This is a genomic window from Flavobacterium plurextorum (assembly GCF_024638035.1).
GTDB lineage: Bacteria > Bacteroidota > Bacteroidia > Flavobacteriales > Flavobacteriaceae > Flavobacterium > Flavobacterium plurextorum.
Map to the genome: position 1 here is coordinate 833,918 of NZ_CP100442.1, position 21,761 is coordinate 855,678.

Below are 21,761 nucleotides of genomic sequence, written 5' to 3' on the forward strand. Positions count from 1 at the left end.
AAATGCCACAAATCATGAAAAAAGTTTACCTACTAATTGCATTTATTTCCATTTCTGTTTTTTCGCAGAAAAAATTCGACAACATTCAATCCCTAAAACTTGGAGAAGAAAGAAGGATAACAATTGGACTTCCGGCTTCATATGAAGCTAAGCCTGACAAAAAATATCCGGTTTTATACCTTTTAGATGGTGATTATTTGTTCGATCCTTTTTCTGGAGCCGTAAGTTATGGTACTTATTGGGATGATATTCCAGAAATGATCATAATTGGAATTCATCAAAACAAAGACGGCGAGCGTTACGACGACACAACAATTGATCAAAACGAAGGTTTGCCTTTTGAAAAAGGCGCAAAGTTTTTTGAATTTATTGGAGCCGAATTAGTTCCATACATTGAAAAAAAATACAGAACATCGCCTTTTAGAATTATTGCAGGACATGATGTAACGGCGAGTTTTGCCAATTTTTATTTATACAAAGAAAACCCGCTTTTCAGTGCGTATATTTGTCTAAGTCCAGAATTGGCTCCAAAAATGGAAGTACGTATTGCAGAAAAATTTGCCAAAGTACAAAAACCAATATTCTATTATCTTTCTGCGGGAGAAGGAGACATAAAAAAAATTAAAGAGCCGATAGAAAAATTAGACAACAATATTAAAATCGCAAATAATCCGTTAGTAAATTATAAATACGAGTTATTTAAAAATGCAACTCACTATACCGAAGTTTTACATTCGATTCCGAGTGCCCTATATCAGATTTTTGAAGTATACAGACCAATAAATTCTGCAGAATACGCAAACAAAATTGCTGTACTTGAAACCGGTTATGCTGATTATTTAGAAAAAAAATACAATACAATGTCAGAAGTTTTAGGCGTTCAAATTCCAGTTCGAATGAGCGACTTTAAAGTGATTGAAAATATAATCTTGAAAAAGAACGCATACGACGAACTAGGAAAAATGGCCGAAATAGGAAATGTAAATTATCCAAAAGCAATGTTAGGAGAATACGAACTAGGCTTAATGTATGAAAAAATGGGCGATGCAAAACATGCCTCAAAAAAATATCAAAACGCTTCTCAAATGGAACCTATCGGCGATTTGAACAAGGATTTAATGTATGAGAAGATGGACGAAATGAACGCACTTACTAAAAAAAGTAAATAATGTCAAAAGTTAAAACTTCCTTTTTCTGCCAAAATTGCGGCACCCAATATTCAAAATGGCAAGGTCAATGCAATGCATGCAAAGAATGGAATACTATTGCTGAAGAAATCATTCAGAAGCAGGAAAAAGCAGCTTGGAAAAGCGAACCAACTTCAACCGGCAAAGCGCCGAGACCTTTAAAAATAAACGAAATCGACTCGGCTCAGGAAATTCGCATGAATACTACTGACGGCGAATTAAATCGTGTTTTGGGCGGCGGAATTGTTCCTGGTTCTTTAACTCTTTTGGGCGGCGAGCCAGGAATAGGAAAAAGTACTCTTTTACTTCAAATCTCACTAAAATTACCCTATAAAACTTTATATGTTTCTGGAGAAGAAAGTCAGAAACAAATAAAAATGCGTGCCGAAAGGATAACACCAAACAGCGATAACTGCTATATCCTTACAGAAACTAAAACGCAGAATATCTTTAAACAAATCGAAGCAATTCAGCCTGAAATTGTAATCATCGATTCGATTCAGACTTTACATACCGATTATATTGAATCAACGGCAGGAAGCATTTCTCAAATTAGAGAAACGACTGCAGAATTAATCAAATTTGCTAAAGAAACCAATACTCCAGTTATTTTAATTGGACATATTACAAAAGACGGAAATATTGCGGGACCAAAAATTCTGGAACATATGGTTGATACCGTTCTTCAATTTGAAGGTGATAGAAACCACGTTTACCGAATTTTGCGTTCGCTTAAAAACCGTTTTGGCTCTACGGCCGAATTGGGAATTTACGAAATGCTCGGAAGCGGTTTACGAGAAGTAAGCAATCCTTCAGAAATATTGATTTCGCACAAAGACGAAGAATTATCAGGAACCGCGATTGCTACAACACTCGAAGGCATGCGTCCGCTTATGATCGAAATTCAATCACTTGTAAGCACTGCTGTTTACGGAACTCCGCAAAGAAGCACAACAGGATACAATGCTAAAAGATTAAACATGATTTTGGCGGTTTTAGAAAAAAGAGCAGGATTTCGTTTGGGTGCAAAAGACGTTTTCTTAAATGTAACGGGCGGAATTTCTGTTGATGATCCCGCAATTGACCTTGCTGTTGTTGCTGCGATTTTATCTTCAAACGAAGACATTCCGGTTGGAAAAGGTTTTTGTTTTGCCGGCGAAGTAGGACTTTCTGGAGAAATTCGCCCAGTAAATCGTGTTGATCAGCGTATTCAGGAAGCCGAAAAATTAGGTTTTGATACTATTTTTGTTTCCAAATACAATAAAATCACTTTAAAAAACACTGGAATTAAAATTGAACTTGTTGCTAAAATTGAAGATGTTGCCAGTATTCTTTTTGGTTGATTTCTGATAAAAATACCACTATGAATTTTCCAAAACAAAAAATATACAAAGCTCTAAAAATACTAGCCGTTTTATTGGTTTTGCTTTGCATCGGATTGTACTTTTTTCGCAACTCGCTTCTAAAACAAGCTGTCGCAAAAGTCACTCACAAAATGGCTGTTGATTACAACAGTGATTTTTCTATAAAAGAAGCTTCTTTCAGCGGATTGTCCAGCATAAAACTTACCGATGTTGTTTTGGTTCCAAAAAACGCAGACACACTTTTAAAAATAAAAAACATTGAAACCAGTGTCAGCTTAAGCAACTTATTAATTGGCGATGTTCAAGTTGGTACTTTAAAAGTTAACAACGGCTACATTCAATTGGTTAAAAAGGGAAAGATTCGAAATTTTGATGCTTTCCTAAAAAGAAATCGTGATGATTCTGAGAAAAACGAAAAACGCAAATACGGTGCTTTTGCTTATCGCATCATTTCAAAGCTATTAAATCTGGTTCCAACGGATATGAATTTGGAAAACTTCCAATTCAAAATCGATGATAATGGCAAAAAAACAGCTGTTGCAATCAACAAACTGGTTTTAAACAACAAACAGCTCGAAACCAATATTCATGTTCAAAGCAAAGATTTCGATCAGCGCTGGAACTTAAAAGGATTTGCTGATCCAAGAAATCAAAAAGCTGATATTCGATTCTTTAATTTAGATACAGGAGCCATTCGCGTTCCTTATCTTGATGAGCGCTACAATTTAAAAGCGAGCTTTGATTCTATTCGTCTGAATGTTCAAAACATTGACAAAAGCGGCAGCGAATTGCACATTGACGGTTTCACCTCGATTGTTAATTTAAAAATTAATCATCCAAAAATTGCCAGTAAAGATGTTGTCATAAAAAATGCCCGTTTTGATTACCGATTTTTACTGGGCGATGATTTTATCTCAATTGACAGCACTTCAACAATGCAGTTGAATAAGATTAAAGTAAAACCATACGTCTCTTACAGCACAGAAAAAGATACTGTTTACACTTTGAAAGTGAATATTCCGAAAATGAAAGCGCAAGATTTCATTGTTTCACTTCCTGATGGCTTATTTACGCATTTTCAGGGCATGCAGGCAACTGGAAATTTCGATTATAAACTCGATTTCAAATTCAATAAAAACAAACCGAATACACTTGTTTTTGACAGTAAACTAAACAAAGAAGATCTGCATATTACCAAATATGGTGAAGCCGATTTGAATAAACTTAACGGTGAATTTGTGTATCGTGCCATTATTCAAAATGTTTTGCAGCGTCCTGTTTTAGTTGGAAATGCAAATCCCAATTATACGCCATTAGATCAAATTTCGCCTTATTTACGAAAATGCGTTTTAACAACTGAAGATCCTTCTTTCTTTTCTCATCGCGGCTTTATAAATGAAGCTTTCAAGCAGTCTATTCTTAAAAACATTAGAACTAAAAAATTCTCGCGCGGCGCCAGCACAATAAGCATGCAGCTGATTAAAAATGTATTCTTAACGAGAGAAAAAACGCTTTCGCGAAAGCTTGAAGAAATCCTTTTGGTTTATATTTTAGAAAATAACCGAATTGTAAGTAAGGAAAGAATGCTGGAAGTTTATTTCAATATTATTGAATGGGGACCAAATGTATACGGAATTGGTGAAGCAAGTCATTTTTATTTCCAAAAAAGTCCATCCGCTTTAAGCGTTGATGAATGTTTATATTTAGCAACGATTATTCCGAAACCGCGAAAATTCATGTATCAATTTAATGATGAAGGCAATTTGAAAGACTTCGCCATTAAAAACCAAAAATTTTTAAAGAATTTAATGTTTCGACGAGGTTTATTAATTCCAGAAGATACTATTGGACAGTTGCCAGTTTACATTTCAGGAAATGCACGTTCGTTAATACGAATCAAAGTTCCGGATTCAACAGCAATTAAAAATGATTCTTTGGCTGTTGAGGATGAATTTGAATTGTAAATTATGAGTAAACTAAAACTTTTATCAATAAGACTTACTGCAGCTTTAATAGACATCTTAATATTTGCCATTATATTAAAAGTACTAGAACCATTTATTTACTACAAAGAAGTCGATGGTAATAGGTATACCCATTCAGGCATAGTATTTTTATTATATTATATTGTTTTTCTTTCTCAGGATATTTTTATGAACAAAACTGTTGGAAAGTACATTTTCAAGTTGGAAATGACATCTGATATAACATCTGAAAAAAATAGCTACAAAAAATACTATAAAAAATACTATAAAATAATTATTAGGAGAGCTTTTGATTTATTGGAGATAGTCTGCCCTTTTCTTTTTATAATTCCATTTCTTTTAACAAAGAAAAACCAAAAAATTGGAGACTTAATATCTAAAACAATAGTAAGACCAAAATTAGTATAACATAAATTCCACAAATTTACACAGATTAAATCTGTGCAAATTTGTGGAATTTGCTTTAATTAAAATTATTATTTAAGGCGCAGGATCAGGAATTATTGCCTGAACATGATTAATTTCGGCGATAATTTCTTTTGAAAGCACAACATCAATTGTGGCGATATTTTCTTTTAATTGTTCTAAAGTCGTTGCACCAATAATTGCACTAGTTAAAAACGGCTGCTGCAATACAAATCCCATTGCCAACTCTGTTAAAGTTAAACCATGTTTTTTGGCTATTTCTAAATACAACTTTGTTGCTTGTGTGCATTGCTCACTATTGTAACGCGTGTATTGAGGAAAGAGTTTTATTCTAGAATTTGGATGTGCTTCTCCTGTTAAAAATTTACCCGTTAAAACTCCAAATGCTAAAGGCGAATAAGCCAACAATCCAACATTTTCATGCATTGAAACTTCGGCAGAATTCACTTCAAAAAGACGATTTAATAATGAATATGGATTTTGAACGGTTTTAATTCTAGGCAGATTATGATATTTACTTTCTTCCAAAAGACGCATCATTCCCCAAGAATTCTCATTTGAAACACCAATATGTTTAATTTTTCCTTCTTTAATTAATCCATCAAACGTTTCTAAAATTTCTCTAAAATTATCTTCCCATGCATCTTCAAAACCTGTAAATGCGCGGTGCCCAAAATTATTAGTTTTTCTTTCCGGCCAATGCATTTGATACAAATCAATATAATCTGTCTGCAAACGCTTTAAACTGTTTTCTAAAGCATATTTAATACTTGCAGGCGAAAAATCTAATTTCTCACGCATATAACCAAAATTCGGATTTGGTCCTGCTATTTTAGAAGCTAAAACGACTTTATCACGGTTTCCTGATTTTTTAAACCACGTTCCAATAACTTTTTCTGTGCTTCCGTACGTTGCTTCACTTGCCGGCACCGAATACATCTCTGCAGTATCAAAAAAGTTCACGCCTTGTTCAAGTGCATAATCCATTTGAGCATGACCTTCTGCCTCTGTATTCTGTTGACCAAAAGTCATGGTTCCAAGGTTGATTTTACTAACTTTTATATCGGTATTTGGTAATGTAGTGTATTTCATTTTTTTCTAAGGTACTAAGGTTCTGAGAAACTAAGATTCTAAGGTTTCTTTTTTCAAATAATAAGCTTCAAATATACGATGCTATTCTTCAAATGAAAATCTCTAAATAGTTAAAAAAACTACAAGTTTTTCTGAGGTACTAAGTTAAATTCAGGGCAATAAAAAAGGCTCAAAGCAAAACTTTGAACCTTTAAAAAAACTTAGCACCTTAGTTCCTCAGAACCTCAGCTACTTAATTAATACTATTAAGCATCTCTGCAATCTCGTCTAATCTTGGAGTTAAAATAATTTCGATTCTGCGGTTTTTAGCTTTTCCTTCTGGAGTAGCATTACTTGCTAAAGGAGAGAATTCACTTCTTCCTGCCGCAGTTAATTTTTGTTTGTTGATTTTAGCATTTTCACTTAAAATAGCCACAATTGCAGTCGCTCTTTTAGTAGATAAATCCCAGTTGTTTGCAATTGGCCCAGAACCAGCATACGGATCATCATCTGTATGTCCTTCAATAAGAACTGAAAGATCAGGATTGTCACCTAGAACTTTTCCTAATTCTACAACAGCTTTTCTTCCTTCTGTCCCAACGGCCCAGCTTCCTGAATTGAAAAGCAGTTTATTCTCCATAGAAACATACACTTTTCCATTCTTTTGTTCCACTGTCAAACCTTTACCTTCAAAACCATTTAAAGCTTTCGATAAAGTTTCTTTCAGTTTACGCATTGATTCCTCTTTAGCAGCAATCATATCTTCAAGCTCTTTTAATCGACTTGCCGTTTTATCAAGACTTGCTTGTTCTTCAGCCAGTTTCTTAGATTTCGCTTCTAATTGCGCTAACAATTCGCGGTTTTTATTCATGTTTTTCTCCAATGCGTCATTGCTGTTTTTTTCAAGAGCATTGTATGAATCTTGTAAAACCTTATATTTATTTTGCGCAGCGGCTAAATCAGCTTTTTGTTTTGCCAATTCATCTTTCGTGCTGTTTAAATCTTTGGTTAAATTATCACGTTCTAATTCCAGTTGATTTTTAGATTTTTGCAAATCGGCATTTTGATCTGCAATCGAACGATTTTCTTTTTTAAGATCTGAATACTTTGTTTCCAAATCATTGTAAATCTTTTTAGACACACAAGAAGTCATAGACAGAGCCAAAACCACTAATCCTATCGAAGCTTTTTTAATCATTTTATTTTCTTTTTTTATTTGAAGCGTATTATTAATTCCTGTTTTTAGTGATAATTCGAATAGAATCGAAATGAACTTTTTCTTTAAATTCAAAGTAAAATTCAATTTATCAGAATTTCCGAATCACGTTTCTCTCAACAAGAACAATACCAAATTTTACTCAATCTCGACTAAAACCGGACAATGATCTGAATGCATCGCATCTGGAAGAATCACGGCACGTTTTAAACGATGTTCCATTGAAGCACTTACCAAATTGTAATCGATACGCCAGCCTTTATTATTTCCTCTCGCTCCTGCACGATAGCTCCACCACGAATAATGATGCGGATCTTTATTAAAATGACGGAAACTGTCTATAAAACCAGATTTCATAAAAGCATCCAGCCATGCGCGTTCAGCAGGTAAAAAACCTGAAACTGTTTTATTGCGCACCGGATCATGAATATCTATCGCTTCGTGGCAAATATTATAATCACCGCAAATAACTAGATTGGGAATAGCGATTTTTAATTCGTTAATGTACGTTTGAAAATCATCCATAAACATAAATTTATGATCTAATCTTTCAATATTTGTTCCTGACGGAAGATACAAACTCATTACCGAAACATCATCAAAATCAGCGCGAAGATTACGTCCTTCAAAATCCATATGATGAATTCCTGTACCAAAAACTACATTATTAGGTTTTGTTTTCGACAAAATTGCAACACCGCTGTATCCTTTTTTTGTTGCTGGATAGTAATATTGATAAGGATAGCCTGCGGCCGTGATATCGTCAACTGGAATTTGATCTTGCGTAGCTTTGATTTCCTGAAGGCAGATTACATCAGGATTTGCCTGTTGCAGCCATTCGATAAAACCTTTATTAATTGCAGCACGAATTCCGTTTACATTATAAGAAATAATTTTCATCAGATTGTATTTTTAAGGATTCCAAATGTAATAAAAAAGTGGAAAGTTTGCGTTTGAATAAACGAAAAGTAGAGTTTTTTGTTATCTTTGTTGGCTGCTCTAATAATTTAAAAATAGTACATGGGTTTAGTTACCGCGAAAGAAGTTGCAAAAGCAATAAATGTTGATAAGTACGGAGTGTTTGGTACTTTTTCAGGCTGGATTCTTATGAAGGTCCTTAAGATCTCTACCCTAAATAAAATTTACGATCACAATAAACACTTAGAGGATGTTGCGTTTTTGAACGGGATTTTGGATGAAATGGAAATCAAATTTGAAATTCCTGAAGAAGATTTAAAACGTTTACCAAAAGACGGCGCTTACATTACCATTTCAAACCATCCGCTTGGAGGAATTGATGGTATTTTACTTTTGAAATTAATGCTCGAAAGAGAACCAAATTTCAAGATTATTGCTAATTTTTTATTGCACCGAATTGTTCCTCTTAAAAAATACATCATGCCCGTAAATCCTTTTGAAAATCATAAGGATGTTAAATCGAGCGTGGTCGGAATTAAAGAAACTTTACGCCACTTAAGCGACGGAAAACCTTTAGGAATATTCCCTGCCGGTGAAGTTTCAACTTATAAAGACGGAAAATTAGTAGTTGATAAACCTTGGGAAGAAGGTGCATTAAAATTAATCAGAAAAGCTAAAGTTCCAGTTGTACCCATTTATTTTCATGCTAAAAACAGTAAGTTATTCTACTGGCTTTCTAAAATTGATGATACTTTGCGTACTGCAAAACTACCTTCGGAATTACTGACACAGAAAGATCGCGTGATTAAAGTTCGTATTGGAAAACCAATTTCTGTTAACGAGCAAAACGAAATCGAATCGTTTGAAGAATATTCTGAATTCTTAAGAAAGAAAACTTATATGCTGGCTAATCCGTTTGAAAAAGACACCAAACTGATTGATACAGCAAGTCTAAAAATACCAAAGGCACCTAAAAAAATTGTTACGCCGGCGAACGAATCAAAAATGATTGACGAGGTTAATGCGTTAAGAAATAGTGATTGCCGCTTGCTGCAAAGCAAAAATTACGAAGTATTTTTTGCACGCGCAAAATCTATCCCGAATATTCTGCATGAAATTGGCCGTTTGCGTGAAATTACTTTTAGAGAAGTAGGTGAAGGAACCAATGAATCTATCGATCTAGACGAATACGATCAATATTATCACCATATGTTTTTATGGGATGATGAAACCAAAAAAATCGCAGGTGCTTACCGTATGGGATTAGGTTCTGAAATTTATCCTAAATATGGTATTGAAGGTTTCTACTTGACAGATCTTTTTAGATTTGAACCAGAACTTCACGATATGATGCACAAATCGATTGAAATGGGACGCGCGTTTATCATTCGTGAATATCAGCAAAAACCAATGCCTTTGTTCTTGTTGTGGAAAGGAATTATACACACTACTCTTCGCCATCCTGAACATAAATATTTATTAGGCGGCGTAAGTATCAGTAATCAGTTTTCTGATTTCTCTAAATCGTTGATGATTGAGTTCATGAAATCAAATTATTATGATCCTTATATTGCACAATACATTCATCCGAAGAAAGCTTACAAAGTAAAATTAAAGGATGCAGATAAAGACTTTATCTTCGACGAAGCTGAATCTGACTTAAATAAATTTGATAAAATCATTGATGAATTAGAGCCAGGAAATTTACGTTTACCTGTTTTAATTAAAAAGTACATCAAGCAAAATGCGCGCGTAGTTGCTTTCAATGTAGATCCCTTGTTCAATAACGCTGTTGACGGCTTAATGTACATTAGAATCGCTGATATTCCAGAAAGCACCATGAAACCTGTTATTGAAGAATTTCAAATAGAATTAGAGCGTAAATTATCTGAAAAAGAAGATTAGCTGTAATCTCTCAAAATAAAAAAATCCCATTTGTGATCACAAATGGGATTTTTTAGTTAGATCGTTTATTTAAAAATAAATTAAACTTTATTCTTCTAATTCATTTTAGGATCTGCACCGTATTGATTTGATCCCTTTTCACCTTCAGTGGCAAATAACACAATATTATAAATTGGAATAAGAATATACCAGCCGCTTTTACCAATATCATGCATTCTTCTGATGGCAACTGCAATGGAGGGAACTAAAACTGCCAAGCTATAAATATTTGCAATGAAAGCTGCTTTTGGGGCTAAAAGTCCTAAAACGAAACCAATAGCAAAACTAATTATCAAGTTCATTAAACAGAACATCCAAAATTCTCTTCTTCTAGCTCTTCCATTAAAATTTGCGTAGTTTTCCATAACTACTTTTTTGTACATTTCTAACATAATAAAATCTTTAAAATTGCCCTACTCTTTGTGGATTTTCAGTTACTCCATCGCTTTTTAACAAAGTTCAAGATTACTTACTTTTACAATTATTTAAAGAAACTAGCAGACATTATAATATCAAAAAAAGACATTTTTTTTAAAGAACGTACTACTTACAAACAAAAATCCCATTCAGTATTGAATGGGATTTTTTGTTGTTTTAGAACCAAGTTTTCTGACCAACCTGATAAGTCTGATAAAACTCCTCATCGCTCTTCGTTAAATAGATAATTCCCTCTATAAGACCTATTACTCCACCTATTCCGCATAGCAACCCTAAAATAAGCTGAATAATACCTTCTTTAGTATAACCTAGATAAAACTTATGCACTCCAAATACTCCAAGCAAAATCGCAAGAACTCCTGCTACAACTTTTTTATTCTCTGGTTTAGAATTTCCAAACTCCGACTGTGTGTTTTCCATGATTTATATTTTTAAATTCAATAGTTAATTAAATAATACGGGGTAATCAAAAAAATCCCATTTGCTAATTGCAAATGGGAATATATATTTTAGAACCAGCCTTTTTTTCCAACTTGATACGTTTGATAAAAGTCTTCATCAGATTTCGTTAAATAGATAATTCCTTCTATAAATCCAATGATACTTCCAGCTCCACAAGTAACAATTGTAATTACTATTTGAATTATACCTTCTTTAGTATATCCAAGAATAAATTTATGAACCCCTAAGTATCCAAAAATTATCCCCATAATTCCCGCTAGTACTTTCTTATTTTCTTGTCTTGGAGCTGATGGAGTATTCCAAGCTTCTGGTTTTGTATTTTCCATTTTATATTATTGTATTTTAAATTATTTAAATTTCAGCTCTTCCTATTTCATTTATTTCATCAAAATTATCCTTAGGATCTGGCCCGTAAGCATTTGCACCGCTATTACCTTCGGTACATAGCACAATAAGCAGCCAAATAACACCAGCTATTGGAAGTAACACGATCAGAAAAAACCAACCGCTTTTACCCACGTCATGTAAACGTCTTACCAATACTCCTAAACCAGGTAAAAAAACCAATAAGCTATAAATCGACGATAATATTCCTGAATCTGCAAGACCAAAAGTCAAACCAGCAAAATTATCTAAAGTTGAAAGTATTATAGAAACAATTATGGTCGCTAATGTATAATACCAATATTCACTTCTTCTTGCACGACCTGAAAAATTCGCATAGTTCTCAAAAACTACTTTTTTGTACCACTCAATCATAAATAATAAATTAGTTTGTTAATATTTATTGCATTTGAAGACTTTGATTATTTCTTCCTTTAAATTTTGTTAAAATCGCAACAATATTATCAAAAATTAATTTTATAAACTAATTATGACATGAGTTTTTTCACAAGAAAAAACTCGTTATAAAATGTTAACTATCGAGGATGTACTATTTACTTTTTATAAATGGCTTTTATTTTATCTACAATAACCTGCGCCAGTCGTTCATGACTTTCAAAAGTCCATCCTGCAATGTGCGGTGTTAAGATCACTTTTCTTCCATCTAAAAGATATTGGAAAGCTTCTGGCGTGTTTTTATCTTGAAAAAGTGTTTCAAAAGACAGCTTTTCGTACTCCAAAACATCTAAACCTGCACCCAATACTTTTCCTAACTTCATTGTTGCAACCAAGTCGGCCGTTACAATATTTTTACCTCGTGAAGTATTAATGATCCATATTGGTTTTTTGAATTCATTAATAAATGTAGCATCAACCATTTTATCCGTTTCTGGTGTCCACGGAATATGCAAGCTCAATACATCCGTTTTTTCATGAAGCTCTTCTAATGAAACCTGTCTGGCATTTTCATCACCTACATTATTTTGAATATCATAACACAAAACCTCAACATCAAATCCTCTTAATTTTTTTGCGAAAGCTTTACCCATATTTCCATATCCAATAATCCCAACGGTTTTTCCATCAAGTTCATGACCGCGATTACTTTCTCTATTCCATTGACCTGAACGAATTTCGTAATCGGCAATATTCAATTTATTAAAAAGAGAAAGAATCATTCCTAAAGTATGCTCTGCAACAGCATTACAATTCCCTTCAGGAGCAGCTATTAATTCGATATCTTTATCCAAAGCATAATCACAGTCAATACTTTCTAAACCTGCGCCAACTCTTGCAATAAACTGTAAATTGACAGCTTTGTCTAGAAATGTTTTATCGATTTTAAATCGGCTGCGAATTACGATTCCATTATAATCTTGAATTTTCGCCTCAATTTCTTCTTTTGAAGAAGTAAAATCGGCATAGTTTTCAAAACCAGCCTCTTCCAACTGTTTCCATAAAATTGGATGGTTACTATCGATATGTAGAATTTTTACACTCATTTTTATTTAATTTATTAAAACAAAAATACGGTTAATTCTCTTAGTTTTTTATTGAATTATTAATCCTATTAAACGTTAACTATTGTAAAGAAACCTACATATATTTTCAATAAATTAAAGATATAGCCCTCAAACCTGTTGGCAGCCCTCTGCTTCATTATTTTTAACATTACAAAAATGAATCACTATAATAGTTAATCAATTAATTTTCATAATTTTATATACAACTGCTAATCAAACAAATAACAAATTCCTGCTTTATTGTTCTTAACCTCAAAAAAAGTGCACAAATCGTTTAAACAAACTGATATTAAATTCTAAATAAGCAATTTACATTTTAACCAATTAAACAATAAAACAATTATGGCAACACAAGATTTAACCATTATTTTGGTTCACGGAGCGTGGGGAGATGGATCACATTGGCAATATGTAATTCCTGAACTAGCAAAAAAAGGATATAAAGTACGTAGTGTTCAAAATCCTTTAACTTCTTTACAGGATGACATTAATAAAACAAAAGATTTAATTGATGCTCAAGAAGGCAAAGTTCTTCTAGTTGGGCATTCATATGGAGGAGCTGTAATTTCTGGAGCGGGAAACCACGACAAAGTTGCGGGCTTGGTTTATATCGCAGCATTTGCACCAGATGCAGGAGATAGTTTAGGAGCGCTTTTAGGACGCAGAGCCGGCTCAGGGGGCGCGAGCATCTATCCTGATCCTAAAGGATTCTTATGGATTAAGTATGATGAATTTCACAAATCGTTTGGACAAGATTTAGATGAAGAAAGAGCTTTAGTTATGGCATTGGCTCAAAAACCAATACATGGTCAATGTTTTGGAGATCAAGCTGGCGAACCTGCTTGGAAAACTAAACCTAGCTGGTATCAAATTTCTAACCACGATAATATGATTCCGCCAGAAACTCAGAAAGAAATGGCAGAACAATTAAATGCTAAAAAAATCATTCATTTAGACGCTGGCCATGCTTCTTTGGCATCAAAACCGAAAGAAGTTAGTGCTCTAATTCTAGAAGCCGCGGCAACTCTCTAAAAAACTTAAAACCGCCAATTTCAGGCGGTTTTTTTTATGGATTTAGAAAAGAAATACCTCATTACAAAACGTCAGAATTTTTTATTGGTTATATTTTTTTTAACTTTGAAAAACAAGAGTTAAAGAAAATTCTTTCTTTCTAAATTATTATACCTTTCAAATGAAACTAACCAAAACTTTTAAAGCCTTTTTTGCAAACGAAAAATCAGGCGGGCTGCTTCTATTATTTGTTACGATTGTTTCGTTGTATCTGGCTAATTCTTCTTATGCTCCTGAATATATATCGTTTTGGGAAAAAGATTTCAATGGTCACTCTATCACACATTGGATTAATGATGGTTTAATGACTATTTTCTTTTTATTAATTGGTTTAGAATTAGAAAGAGAAATTTATCATGGCGAATTGTCCAGCATAAAAAATGCTTCACTGCCTATAATGGCTGCTTTTGGAGGAATGCTGGTTCCTGCCGCTATATTTCTAGCGTTAAACTTTGGAACAGCAACTCAAAACGGCGCAGGAATTCCGATGGCAACGGATATTGCTTTTGCGATTGGTATTCTTTCGCTTTTAGGAAGCAGAGTTCCGTCATCATTAAAAGTTTTTTTAACAGCTCTTGCAGTTATTGATGATTTGGGTGCTATAATTGTAATTGCAGTATTTTACACCACTTCGATTGCTTTTGTAAACCTCGCTATTGCTTTAGGAATATGGATTTTCTTGTTTGTTTTGAATCGAATGAAAATTCACAATCTAATTCCATATCTAATTGGCGGAGTTGTTATGTGGTATTTTATGCTTAATTCAGGCGTTCACGCAACTATTACCGGCGTTATACTTGCTTTTGTAATTCCGTTTGGCAATGGAGACGAACAATCTTCTTCTTATAAGCTGCAGCATTTTTTACATAAACCTGTTGCCTTTGTAATTTTACCTCTTTTTGCTGTTGCAAACACTTGTATCGCAATCGAATCTGACTGGCATCAAGGATTAAATCATCCAAATACTTTTGGAATTATTTTAGGATTAGTAGTTGGAAAACCGTTAGGAATCTTACTCTTTTCGTCAATTGGTGTTAGTGCCGGATTATGCGCTTTACCTAAAAACTTAAAATGGGCGCATATTTTAGGAGCAGGAATGCTTGGAGGTATTGGTTTTACAATGTCTATCTTTATCACAATTCTCGCTTTTAAAGATCCCGAAACTATTATATTTTCTAAAATAGCGATTTTAATCGCTTCTGTATTATCTGGCCTATTTGGTTTTGTTTACCTCAAATATGTTTTAGGAAAGAAAAAAGTCTAAAAATAAAAAATCCTAATTCCGTGCTTATCAAGTTTGGAATTAGGATTTTTAAATATCGTTTTTATTTATTCTCAGCCCTTAATTTGTTTCAAAGAAGTCTTAATTCCTTTTATCAATGACGAACTGAAACCATTGTGTTCCATTTCATTCAAACCAACAATTGTACAGCCTTGAGGCGTTGTTACACGGTCGATTAATTGTTCTGGATGTACTTTTTCTTCTAACAACATTTTTGCCGCTCCTTTTACGGTTTGTGCAGCAATTGCTAGAGCTGTGTTTGAATCGAATCCAATTTCAATTCCTGCCTGCATAGAAGCACGAATGTAACGCAAGGCATACGCAGTACCGCACGCGCCTAAAACGGTCGCTGCATCCATTAATTTTTCATCAATTACCGGAGCTGTTCCTAAATCTTGAAATAGATCGACAATTGGCAGTGCTTTTTCGCGGTCTTTTTCTGGAAAAGAAATACAGGTTGCCGATTCTCCAAACTGCGCCGCAATGTTTGGCATAATACGCACAACTGGATATTCGTTATTAGTTTTAGATTGAAGAACATCCAAAGACAATCCGCTTACTGCCGAAGCAATTGTTTTATTTTGAATAACCGGCAGAATTTCAGCTAAAACGGTATCAACTTGATAGGGTTTTATCGTTAAAATCACTACATCAGCTTCCTGAATATTATGTTTATTGTCGTTAGAAACTGTAATCCCGTATTCAGATAAATATTGAATACTTGCAGTGTTTCTTCTTGTTACGGTAACTTGATTGTTTTTTGAAAATTTTGCAATTCCTAAGGCAATAGAAACTCCTAGGTTTCCTCCCCCTATAATATGTACTTTCATCCTGCTTGGTTTTAATTATTTTCGACTGATTAACAGCCTGTTTTTCGGCATGTAAATTACGTAGATTTTACAGATTTTAAATCACTGTAATCTATCAATTTGTGGCAAAAATCTAAAATCTGTAAATCCTTCAGCGGTTGTAAAACCCTAATTCAATGCAGTAAACAAGCCTATTTTATTTTACAACAATTTTCCTTTTAAGAGTAAGGACGCAATTGTAAAGTAAATCACTAATCCGGTTACATCAACCAAAGTAGCTACAAAAGGCGCTGATGAAGTTGCGGGATCCAGCTTAAGTTTTTTCAATAAAAAGGGTATCATTGATCCTGAAAGTGTTCCCCACAAAACAATAAATACTAATGAAAGTGAAACTGTCATTCCTATCGCCAACCAGTGCTCGCCATATTCATATAATCCGCTTTGCTGCCAAACTAAAATTCTAATAAAACCAACAATACCTAAAATCGCACCAAGCAAAAATCCAGAAGCGATTTCTTTTTTCATTACATACCACCAATCCTTTAAAGTAAGTTCTTTTAAAGCCATGGCACGAATAATTAAAGTTGCTGCTTGTGAACCAGAATTTCCTCCACTCGAAATAATAAGCGGTACAAATAAGGCTAGAACAACGGCTTTTTCGATTTCTCCTTCAAAAAATCCCATTGCCGAAGCGGTAAACATTTCACCTATAAACAGAACAACTAACCAAGTTGCTCTCTTTTTTACCATTTCACCAAGTCGGGTTTGAACGTAAGGAAGTTCTAACGCTTCAAGACCTCCAAATTTTTGAATATCTTCGGTATCTCTTTTTTCGATTTCATCTTTAATAACATCGATAATATCATCAATTGTAATGCGACCCACTAAACGACCAAGTTCATCAACTACGGGAATTGCTTCGAGATCATATTTATCCATCATACGAGCAACCTCAACATCTGGCGTTTCGACATTTACATAGTATAATTTTCTAATGTATATATCTGAAATTTGTGTTTTAGTAGAAGTAGTCAGCAAATCCTTAAGTGATAATCTGCCTTTAAGACGATTTTCGTCGTCGACCACATAAATAGAATGTACTCTTGAAACATTTTCGGCTTGAATACGCATTTCCTTCACACAAGTAAGAACGTTCCAGTTTTCATTAACTTTCACTAATTCTTTATGCATGATACCTCCGGCAGTATCCTCATCATAACGAAGTAAGTCTACAATACCTTTTGCGTGCTCAACGTCTTGAAGTTCAGAAATTACTTCGGCCTTTCGATCTTTCGAAAGTTCACCAATAATATCTGCCGCATCATTTGTTTCAAGCTCATCAAGCTCTTCCGCAATTTCTTTTGGTGAAAGTCGGTTTAAGATTTTCTCACGTAAGTCATCCTCTAATTCTAAAAGAATCTCGGCTGTTTTTTCACTGTCTAAAACCTTAAAAATATAAGTAGCATCCGCAATGTCAATTTCGTCAAGTATTTCGGCGAAATCAGCATGGTGCATGTCATTCAATAAAATTTCTAGCTCTTTATTGTTCTTAGCTTGAATAAGCTGTGCTATTTCCTTAATGAGCTCTTTACTGATTTTAAACTCCATCGGCTTCTATTTTTTGAGTCAAAACAATAAATTCCTCGACACTAAGCTGTTCGGGACGTTTATCAAAGATAGTGTCTTCTCGCAGATTATCAGATAAATTTAATGTTTTCAAACTGTTACGTAATGTTTTTCGTCTTTGCTGAAAAGCCGTTTTTACCACTGTAAAAAATAACTTTTCGCCACAAGGAAGGCTATAATCTTCCTTTCGGGTCATTTTCATCACACCCGACTTGACCTTGGGCGGAGGAATAAAAACATTTTCATCTACCGTAAACAGATACTCAGTATCATAGAAAGCCTGTGCTAAAACAGATAAGATTCCATAGGCTTTGGAGCCTTTTTTCTCGCAGATTCGTTCTGCAACTTCTTTTTGAAACATTCCTGAAAACTCAGGAATCTGGTCTCTAAACTCTAATGTTCTAAAAACAATTTGAGTAGAGATATTATAAGGGAAATTTCCAATTATTGCAAATTGTTTATCTCCGTATACTTCATGTATATTGTATTTCAGAAAATCTTTAGAGATAATCTGATCTTTTAATTTTGGATAGTTCTCCCCTAAATACGCCACAGATTCGGTATCAATTTCGATCACGTGAGTATTAATTGGTTTCTCGAGCAAATACTTAGTAAGCACACCCATCCCAGGTCCTATTTCTAAAACCTCTTCATATCCCTTTAAGCTCAAAGTATCGGCAATTGCTTTTGCGATGCTTTCGTCTTTAAGGAAATGCTGTCCTAAGTGTTTTTTGGCTTTTACTTTTTCCATTTTCTATCTTGTTTTGCCGCGAGGGCGCAAAAGTATTCTTTTTGCTGCAAAGGCTCAAACTTTTTTACTACTAAGACTCAAAGACACAAAGTTTTATTTAGTTTTTGTCTCAATTCTCTAACTAAAAATGCAAAACCGAGGTTAAAACTCAAACTTAGTGCTCTGAAATAAGCTCCAACTCTGTTCTAAAAGAAAGCATTTTATCAGCAAATAATTCTAATGCTTCTTGTCTTAATTTAGGCGCATCTTCAAGATAATATTTTTCTAAAGTAGCTCTGCTGTCTGTTATATATTGAACTGAGTATGTAATACCTCCCATTTCTTCTTCCACTAAAACTCTCACAATTCTTGCCGATGAGAATTTTTGAGTTGCCAAAACTTCAGGTATGTGTTTTTCCTGCATCCATTTTAACCATTGGTCGTGAACGCTTTCGTGTATATTGGTTGTAACGTTGTAAATAATCATTTTTTTCTAAATATTCTGAGATTCTAAAGTATTAAGTTTTTCTTTTTAGGCACTTAATCCTTTATTGAATCATCGCATTATTAATTCTTTTCTTTGGAATTTGGAATTTATAAATTCTTATCCCCTCTTAACTCTCGGTATTTTTTTCTGGCATCAACAAAGTAAATACTATCCTGATGATTAAAAATTACCTTTTCATATAAAGGCTTTGCCTTTTCTGTATCGTGCAATTCATCGTTGTAAATTTCTGCCGAAAAAAACAGCGCTTCGTCAACATAAATTCCGTCACTGTGGTGATCGATAATTTGTTGGTATTGGCTTAAAGCCGAATTGTAATCCTTCAAACTCTCGTAAATTTTACCTAAACGCAACATTGTAACAGCTTCAATTTCCTGCCCTTTATAAGTCTTCAATATGCTTTGAAACTGCGCAATTGCTTCTGGTTTTTTATTTTGATAAATTAAAAAATCACCTTTTGCAAACTGTTTCAAAGCCGTTTGTGTCGAATCGACAGCTTTATTATCGTTTATTAACAAAAAATACTCTAGAGCATCGTTCGCAATCAATTGTGTATTTGCCGATTTTAATGCTTTAAACTGTGTTAAAGCCCAATCAAAATCAGTTTTAAAATAACTTGTTTTAGCAGCTTTTAAACTTGCTTCATACGTCATAACATCATTCTTTAGATCTAATTGAATCTGCGAATAATAAATTAATGCTTGATTGAATTTTTCTTCTAATAACAAAATATCTGCAAGTTCCATTTTAGCGTCTGCCTGCTGATATGCGTTCAAATTTAATTCCAGCGCTTTTTTCACAATTGCCTTAGCTTCTTCTGTCTTTTTTAGATTAAAAGCTAAAAAATGCGCTTGAATTAATTGCAAAGATAAGGTAAAAGGAGTTATTTCGTAAGTTGTGAGCAATTGCTGCAGCTCATTTGTAATTGCGGGATAATCTTTTTCCTGCGCTTTATCGATTTTAATCTGCATTAAACGGGCATTACTCTCTACCAATAAATCTAAATCTTTGGTGTTTTGAAGAATGAAATTCAATATTTCTTCTGCCGTGTCAGTATCATCTTCATTTATAGCAAACTGACTCAGGTTTACAATGCTTATTAATGATTCTGGTTCTCGTTTGTAAATTGCTTTCTCTTGAATAAATGCTTTTCCAAATTCTTTCTGCTGTACATAAAACCAGCTTAGATAATGATTCCAAAAAACATCCTGATCTTTCTGTGTTTTTAAAATCAGGGCTTTTCGCATAGCATCTTTAAATGCTGTATTATCTGTTTCCCCATTCATAAAACGGGCAAGCTGTGTTTGTATCAAATTGGAGTTTTGCGGATTCTGATACGATTCTGTCAGCAGCATATCAATCATTAGATCTGTTTTCCCAAGCTGACCGTATAACATCCCGATTTGAAAGTTAAAATTATAATTGGGCTGGATCTGCATTCCTGTTTGATAAGCTTTTACCGCATATTCAAGCAGAACTTTTTTCTCAAAAGAATTACCAATTCCATAAACATCATTAGGGCTTGTTTTGATTTTATCGATTGCCTGCTCGTAGTAAGATTTAGCCTTAGAATCATTTTTTTGCAACTGAAAATTATATCCTAATTCAACTAAAAAAACACCTTGCTTGTATTTGTTATAGCGATCCTGAATCGTTTTCTCGGCAACATCATACATTTGCAGCTGTTGATAACAGTCTACCGTTCTTAAAAAATACTGAGTATTTGAGGGCGAACCTTTTACAAGCTCCTCATAAATCAGTTTAGCTTTCTCAAAATCGCCTTTCTCGTAGTAATTATTTGCCAATTGCTCGTTTTGCGAAAACACAAAACCAGACCACAACAAAACGATATAGATAAAGATGTTTTTCATATTCAGCTTATTAAGTTGCGGCTTTTAGTTATCCGTTTTAGAATCAAACACAGTAATTATTAAACTCCTGCGTAATCGCTTTTTTTTCTTGATTTTAAAACAATCAAAATTATGCCAATAATTATAAAAGGAATACTCAATAATTGTCCCATGTTAAAGAGCATATCGTTCTCGAAACTTTCTTGATTTTCCTTAAAAAATTCAATTATAAATCTAGCTAAAAATAGTAAAGTTAAAAAGGTGCCAAAAATCAATCCATTGGCATTTCTAATGGTTTCTGATTTATACATTTTAAACAAAATACCAAAAATCAATAGATAAGCAAATGCTTCATACAATTGTGTTGGGTGTCTCGGAATCATATCATCTCTTTGAAAAACAACTCCCCAATTTCCGTTAGTAGCTTTTCCGTAGATTTCAGAATTCATAAAATTCCCAAATCTACGGAAATGCTCCTGTTACTGGAACTCCAACTGCCATTTTATCTAAAAGCCATAAAAACTTTACATGATATTTTCGACAGTATAAAACCAATGCAATCAGTACACCTATTGATCCTCCGTGACTTGCTAAACCTTGATATCCAACAAATTTATAAACTCCTGCTGTTTCTTTTATCGGCAAAAGAATCTCGACTGGATGCTTCATAAAATATTCAGGCTCATAGAAAAAAACATGCCCTAATCTTGCACCCAAAATTGTTCCAACAATTACATAAACCAGCAGACTATCCAGATTCTCTACAGAAAGATTTTCTTTTTTATAAATATTCCTTACGATATAATATCCCAATAAAAGACCACAGGCAAAAAGCGCTCCGTAATACTTTAAAGGAAAACTATCTGTTATCCAATAAATAACAGGATCTACATTCCAATTTAACACTCCATTCATCCTCTTCAATTTTAATTATGCTGACTGTTACAATTAAGAAAACCTAACAAGTTTA

The 21,761-nt window shown here is 33.7% G+C and carries 20 protein-coding genes and 1 pseudogene; 7 read left to right on the forward strand and 14 right to left on the reverse strand.

What is annotated here, in order from left to right; genetic code table 11:
* Positions 1-14 precede the first annotated feature (14 nt).
* Genes NLG42_RS03910 through NLG42_RS03925 form a run of 4 tightly spaced genes read left to right on the forward strand, consistent with a single transcriptional unit; the run spans position 15 to position 4,944 of the window.
* Positions 15-1,169, forward strand: a complete 1,155-nt coding sequence (locus NLG42_RS03910; protein WP_089057184.1) for an alpha/beta hydrolase — start codon at positions 15-17, stop codon at positions 1,167-1,169.
* Positions 1,169-2,530, forward strand: a complete 1,362-nt coding sequence (gene radA / locus NLG42_RS03915; RefSeq protein ID WP_099717946.1) for a DNA repair protein RadA — start codon at positions 1,169-1,171, stop codon at positions 2,528-2,530. Before NLG42_RS03910 ends, radA begins: the two co-directional genes overlap by 1 nt.
* 20 nt (positions 2,531-2,550) lie before the next feature.
* Positions 2,551-4,515 (forward strand): transglycosylase domain-containing protein, encoded by a 1,965-nt coding sequence (locus tag NLG42_RS03920; RefSeq protein WP_257683052.1) that lies wholly within the window; start codon positions 2,551-2,553, stop codon positions 4,513-4,515.
* Positions 4,516-4,518: 3 nt separating this feature from the next.
* Positions 4,519-4,944, forward strand: coding sequence for an RDD family protein (locus tag NLG42_RS03925; RefSeq protein ID WP_257683053.1), 426 nt, complete (start codon positions 4,519-4,521; stop codon positions 4,942-4,944).
* Positions 4,945-5,016: 72 nt separating this feature from the next.
* On the opposite strand, the gene NLG42_RS03930 is transcribed toward NLG42_RS03925, so the two are convergent.
* The 3 genes from NLG42_RS03930 to NLG42_RS03940 form a co-directional block, all read right to left on the reverse strand.
* Positions 5,017-6,054, reverse strand: a complete 1,038-nt coding sequence (locus tag NLG42_RS03930) for an aldo/keto reductase (RefSeq protein WP_257683054.1) — start codon at positions 6,052-6,054, stop codon at positions 5,017-5,019.
* A gap of 232 nt (positions 6,055-6,286) precedes the next feature.
* The gene (locus tag NLG42_RS03935; protein ID WP_089053376.1) at positions 6,287-7,231 is read right to left on the reverse strand and encodes an OmpA family protein; all 945 of its coding nucleotides are present in this window, start codon (positions 7,229-7,231) and stop codon (positions 6,287-6,289) included.
* A gap of 156 nt (positions 7,232-7,387) precedes the next feature.
* Positions 7,388-8,149: an exodeoxyribonuclease III gene (locus tag NLG42_RS03940; protein WP_089057189.1), complete on the reverse strand. Its 762-nt coding sequence runs from the start codon at positions 8,147-8,149 to the stop codon at positions 7,388-7,390.
* Positions 8,150-8,269: 120 nt separating this feature from the next.
* Here NLG42_RS03940 and NLG42_RS03945 point away from each other — a divergent pair, with 120 nt between their 5' ends.
* Complete coding sequence (locus NLG42_RS03945) at positions 8,270-10,072, forward strand: GNAT family N-acyltransferase (protein WP_089057190.1); 1,803 nt, start codon at positions 8,270-8,272, stop codon at positions 10,070-10,072.
* Positions 10,073-10,167: 95 nt separating this feature from the next.
* On the opposite strand, the gene NLG42_RS03950 is transcribed toward NLG42_RS03945, so the two are convergent.
* The 5 genes from NLG42_RS03950 to NLG42_RS03970 form a co-directional block, all read right to left on the reverse strand.
* Complete coding sequence (locus NLG42_RS03950; protein WP_089057191.1) at positions 10,168-10,503, reverse strand: DUF805 domain-containing protein; 336 nt, start codon at positions 10,501-10,503, stop codon at positions 10,168-10,170.
* A gap of 202 nt (positions 10,504-10,705) precedes the next feature.
* The gene (locus tag NLG42_RS03955; protein ID WP_089057192.1) at positions 10,706-10,969 is read right to left on the reverse strand and encodes a TM2 domain-containing protein; all 264 of its coding nucleotides are present in this window, start codon (positions 10,967-10,969) and stop codon (positions 10,706-10,708) included.
* An 89-nt stretch (positions 10,970-11,058) separates the two neighbouring features.
* A complete protein-coding gene (locus tag NLG42_RS03960) occupies positions 11,059-11,337 on the reverse strand; it encodes a TM2 domain-containing protein (RefSeq protein ID WP_089057193.1) in 279 nt (92 codons plus the stop codon).
* Between the two features lie 25 nt (positions 11,338-11,362).
* Positions 11,363-11,770, reverse strand: coding sequence for a DUF805 domain-containing protein (locus NLG42_RS03965; RefSeq protein WP_089057194.1), 408 nt, complete (start codon positions 11,768-11,770; stop codon positions 11,363-11,365).
* 179 nt (positions 11,771-11,949) lie between these two features.
* On the reverse strand, positions 11,950-12,897 hold the full coding sequence (locus tag NLG42_RS03970) for a 2-hydroxyacid dehydrogenase (protein ID WP_257683055.1): 948 nt from the start codon (positions 12,895-12,897) through the stop codon (positions 11,950-11,952).
* A gap of 363 nt (positions 12,898-13,260) precedes the next feature.
* Between NLG42_RS03970 and NLG42_RS03975 the strand changes: the two genes are divergently transcribed.
* Together NLG42_RS03975 and nhaA are read left to right on the forward strand one after the other, a co-directional pair.
* A complete protein-coding gene (locus NLG42_RS03975; RefSeq protein ID WP_257683056.1) occupies positions 13,261-13,950 on the forward strand; it encodes an alpha/beta hydrolase in 690 nt (229 codons plus the stop codon).
* 160 nt (positions 13,951-14,110) lie between these two features.
* Entirely contained in the window at positions 14,111-15,253 is a 1,143-nt protein-coding gene (nhaA, locus tag NLG42_RS03980; RefSeq protein ID WP_257683057.1) for a Na+/H+ antiporter NhaA, read from the forward strand.
* A gap of 71 nt (positions 15,254-15,324) precedes the next feature.
* Here nhaA and proC read toward each other — a convergent pair whose 3' ends face one another.
* The 6 genes and pseudogenes from proC to lgt form a co-directional block, all read right to left on the reverse strand.
* The gene (proC, locus tag NLG42_RS03985) at positions 15,325-16,101 is read right to left on the reverse strand and encodes a pyrroline-5-carboxylate reductase (RefSeq protein WP_089057198.1); all 777 of its coding nucleotides are present in this window, start codon (positions 16,099-16,101) and stop codon (positions 15,325-15,327) included.
* Positions 16,102-16,281: 180 nt separating this feature from the next.
* Positions 16,282-17,688 carry a magnesium transporter gene (gene mgtE / locus NLG42_RS03990; RefSeq protein ID WP_089057199.1) on the reverse strand — a complete coding sequence of 469 codons (1,407 nt, stop codon included), beginning with the start codon at positions 17,686-17,688 and terminating at the stop codon, positions 16,282-16,284.
* Entirely contained in the window at positions 17,678-18,457 is a 780-nt protein-coding gene (gene rsmA, locus NLG42_RS03995; protein ID WP_089053388.1) for a 16S rRNA (adenine(1518)-N(6)/adenine(1519)-N(6))-dimethyltransferase RsmA, read from the reverse strand. The genes mgtE and rsmA overlap by 11 nt, the downstream gene beginning before the upstream one ends.
* Positions 18,458-18,611: 154 nt before the next feature.
* On the reverse strand, positions 18,612-18,923 hold the full coding sequence (locus NLG42_RS04000; RefSeq protein ID WP_089057200.1) for a DUF4286 family protein: 312 nt from the start codon (positions 18,921-18,923) through the stop codon (positions 18,612-18,614).
* A 107-nt stretch (positions 18,924-19,030) separates the two neighbouring features.
* Complete coding sequence (locus NLG42_RS04005; RefSeq protein ID WP_257683058.1) at positions 19,031-20,812, reverse strand: tetratricopeptide repeat protein; 1,782 nt, start codon at positions 20,810-20,812, stop codon at positions 19,031-19,033.
* A gap of 59 nt (positions 20,813-20,871) precedes the next feature.
* Positions 20,872-21,706, reverse strand: a pseudogene (lgt, locus tag NLG42_RS04010) (prolipoprotein diacylglyceryl transferase).
* Positions 21,707-21,761: the final 55 nt, after the last annotated feature.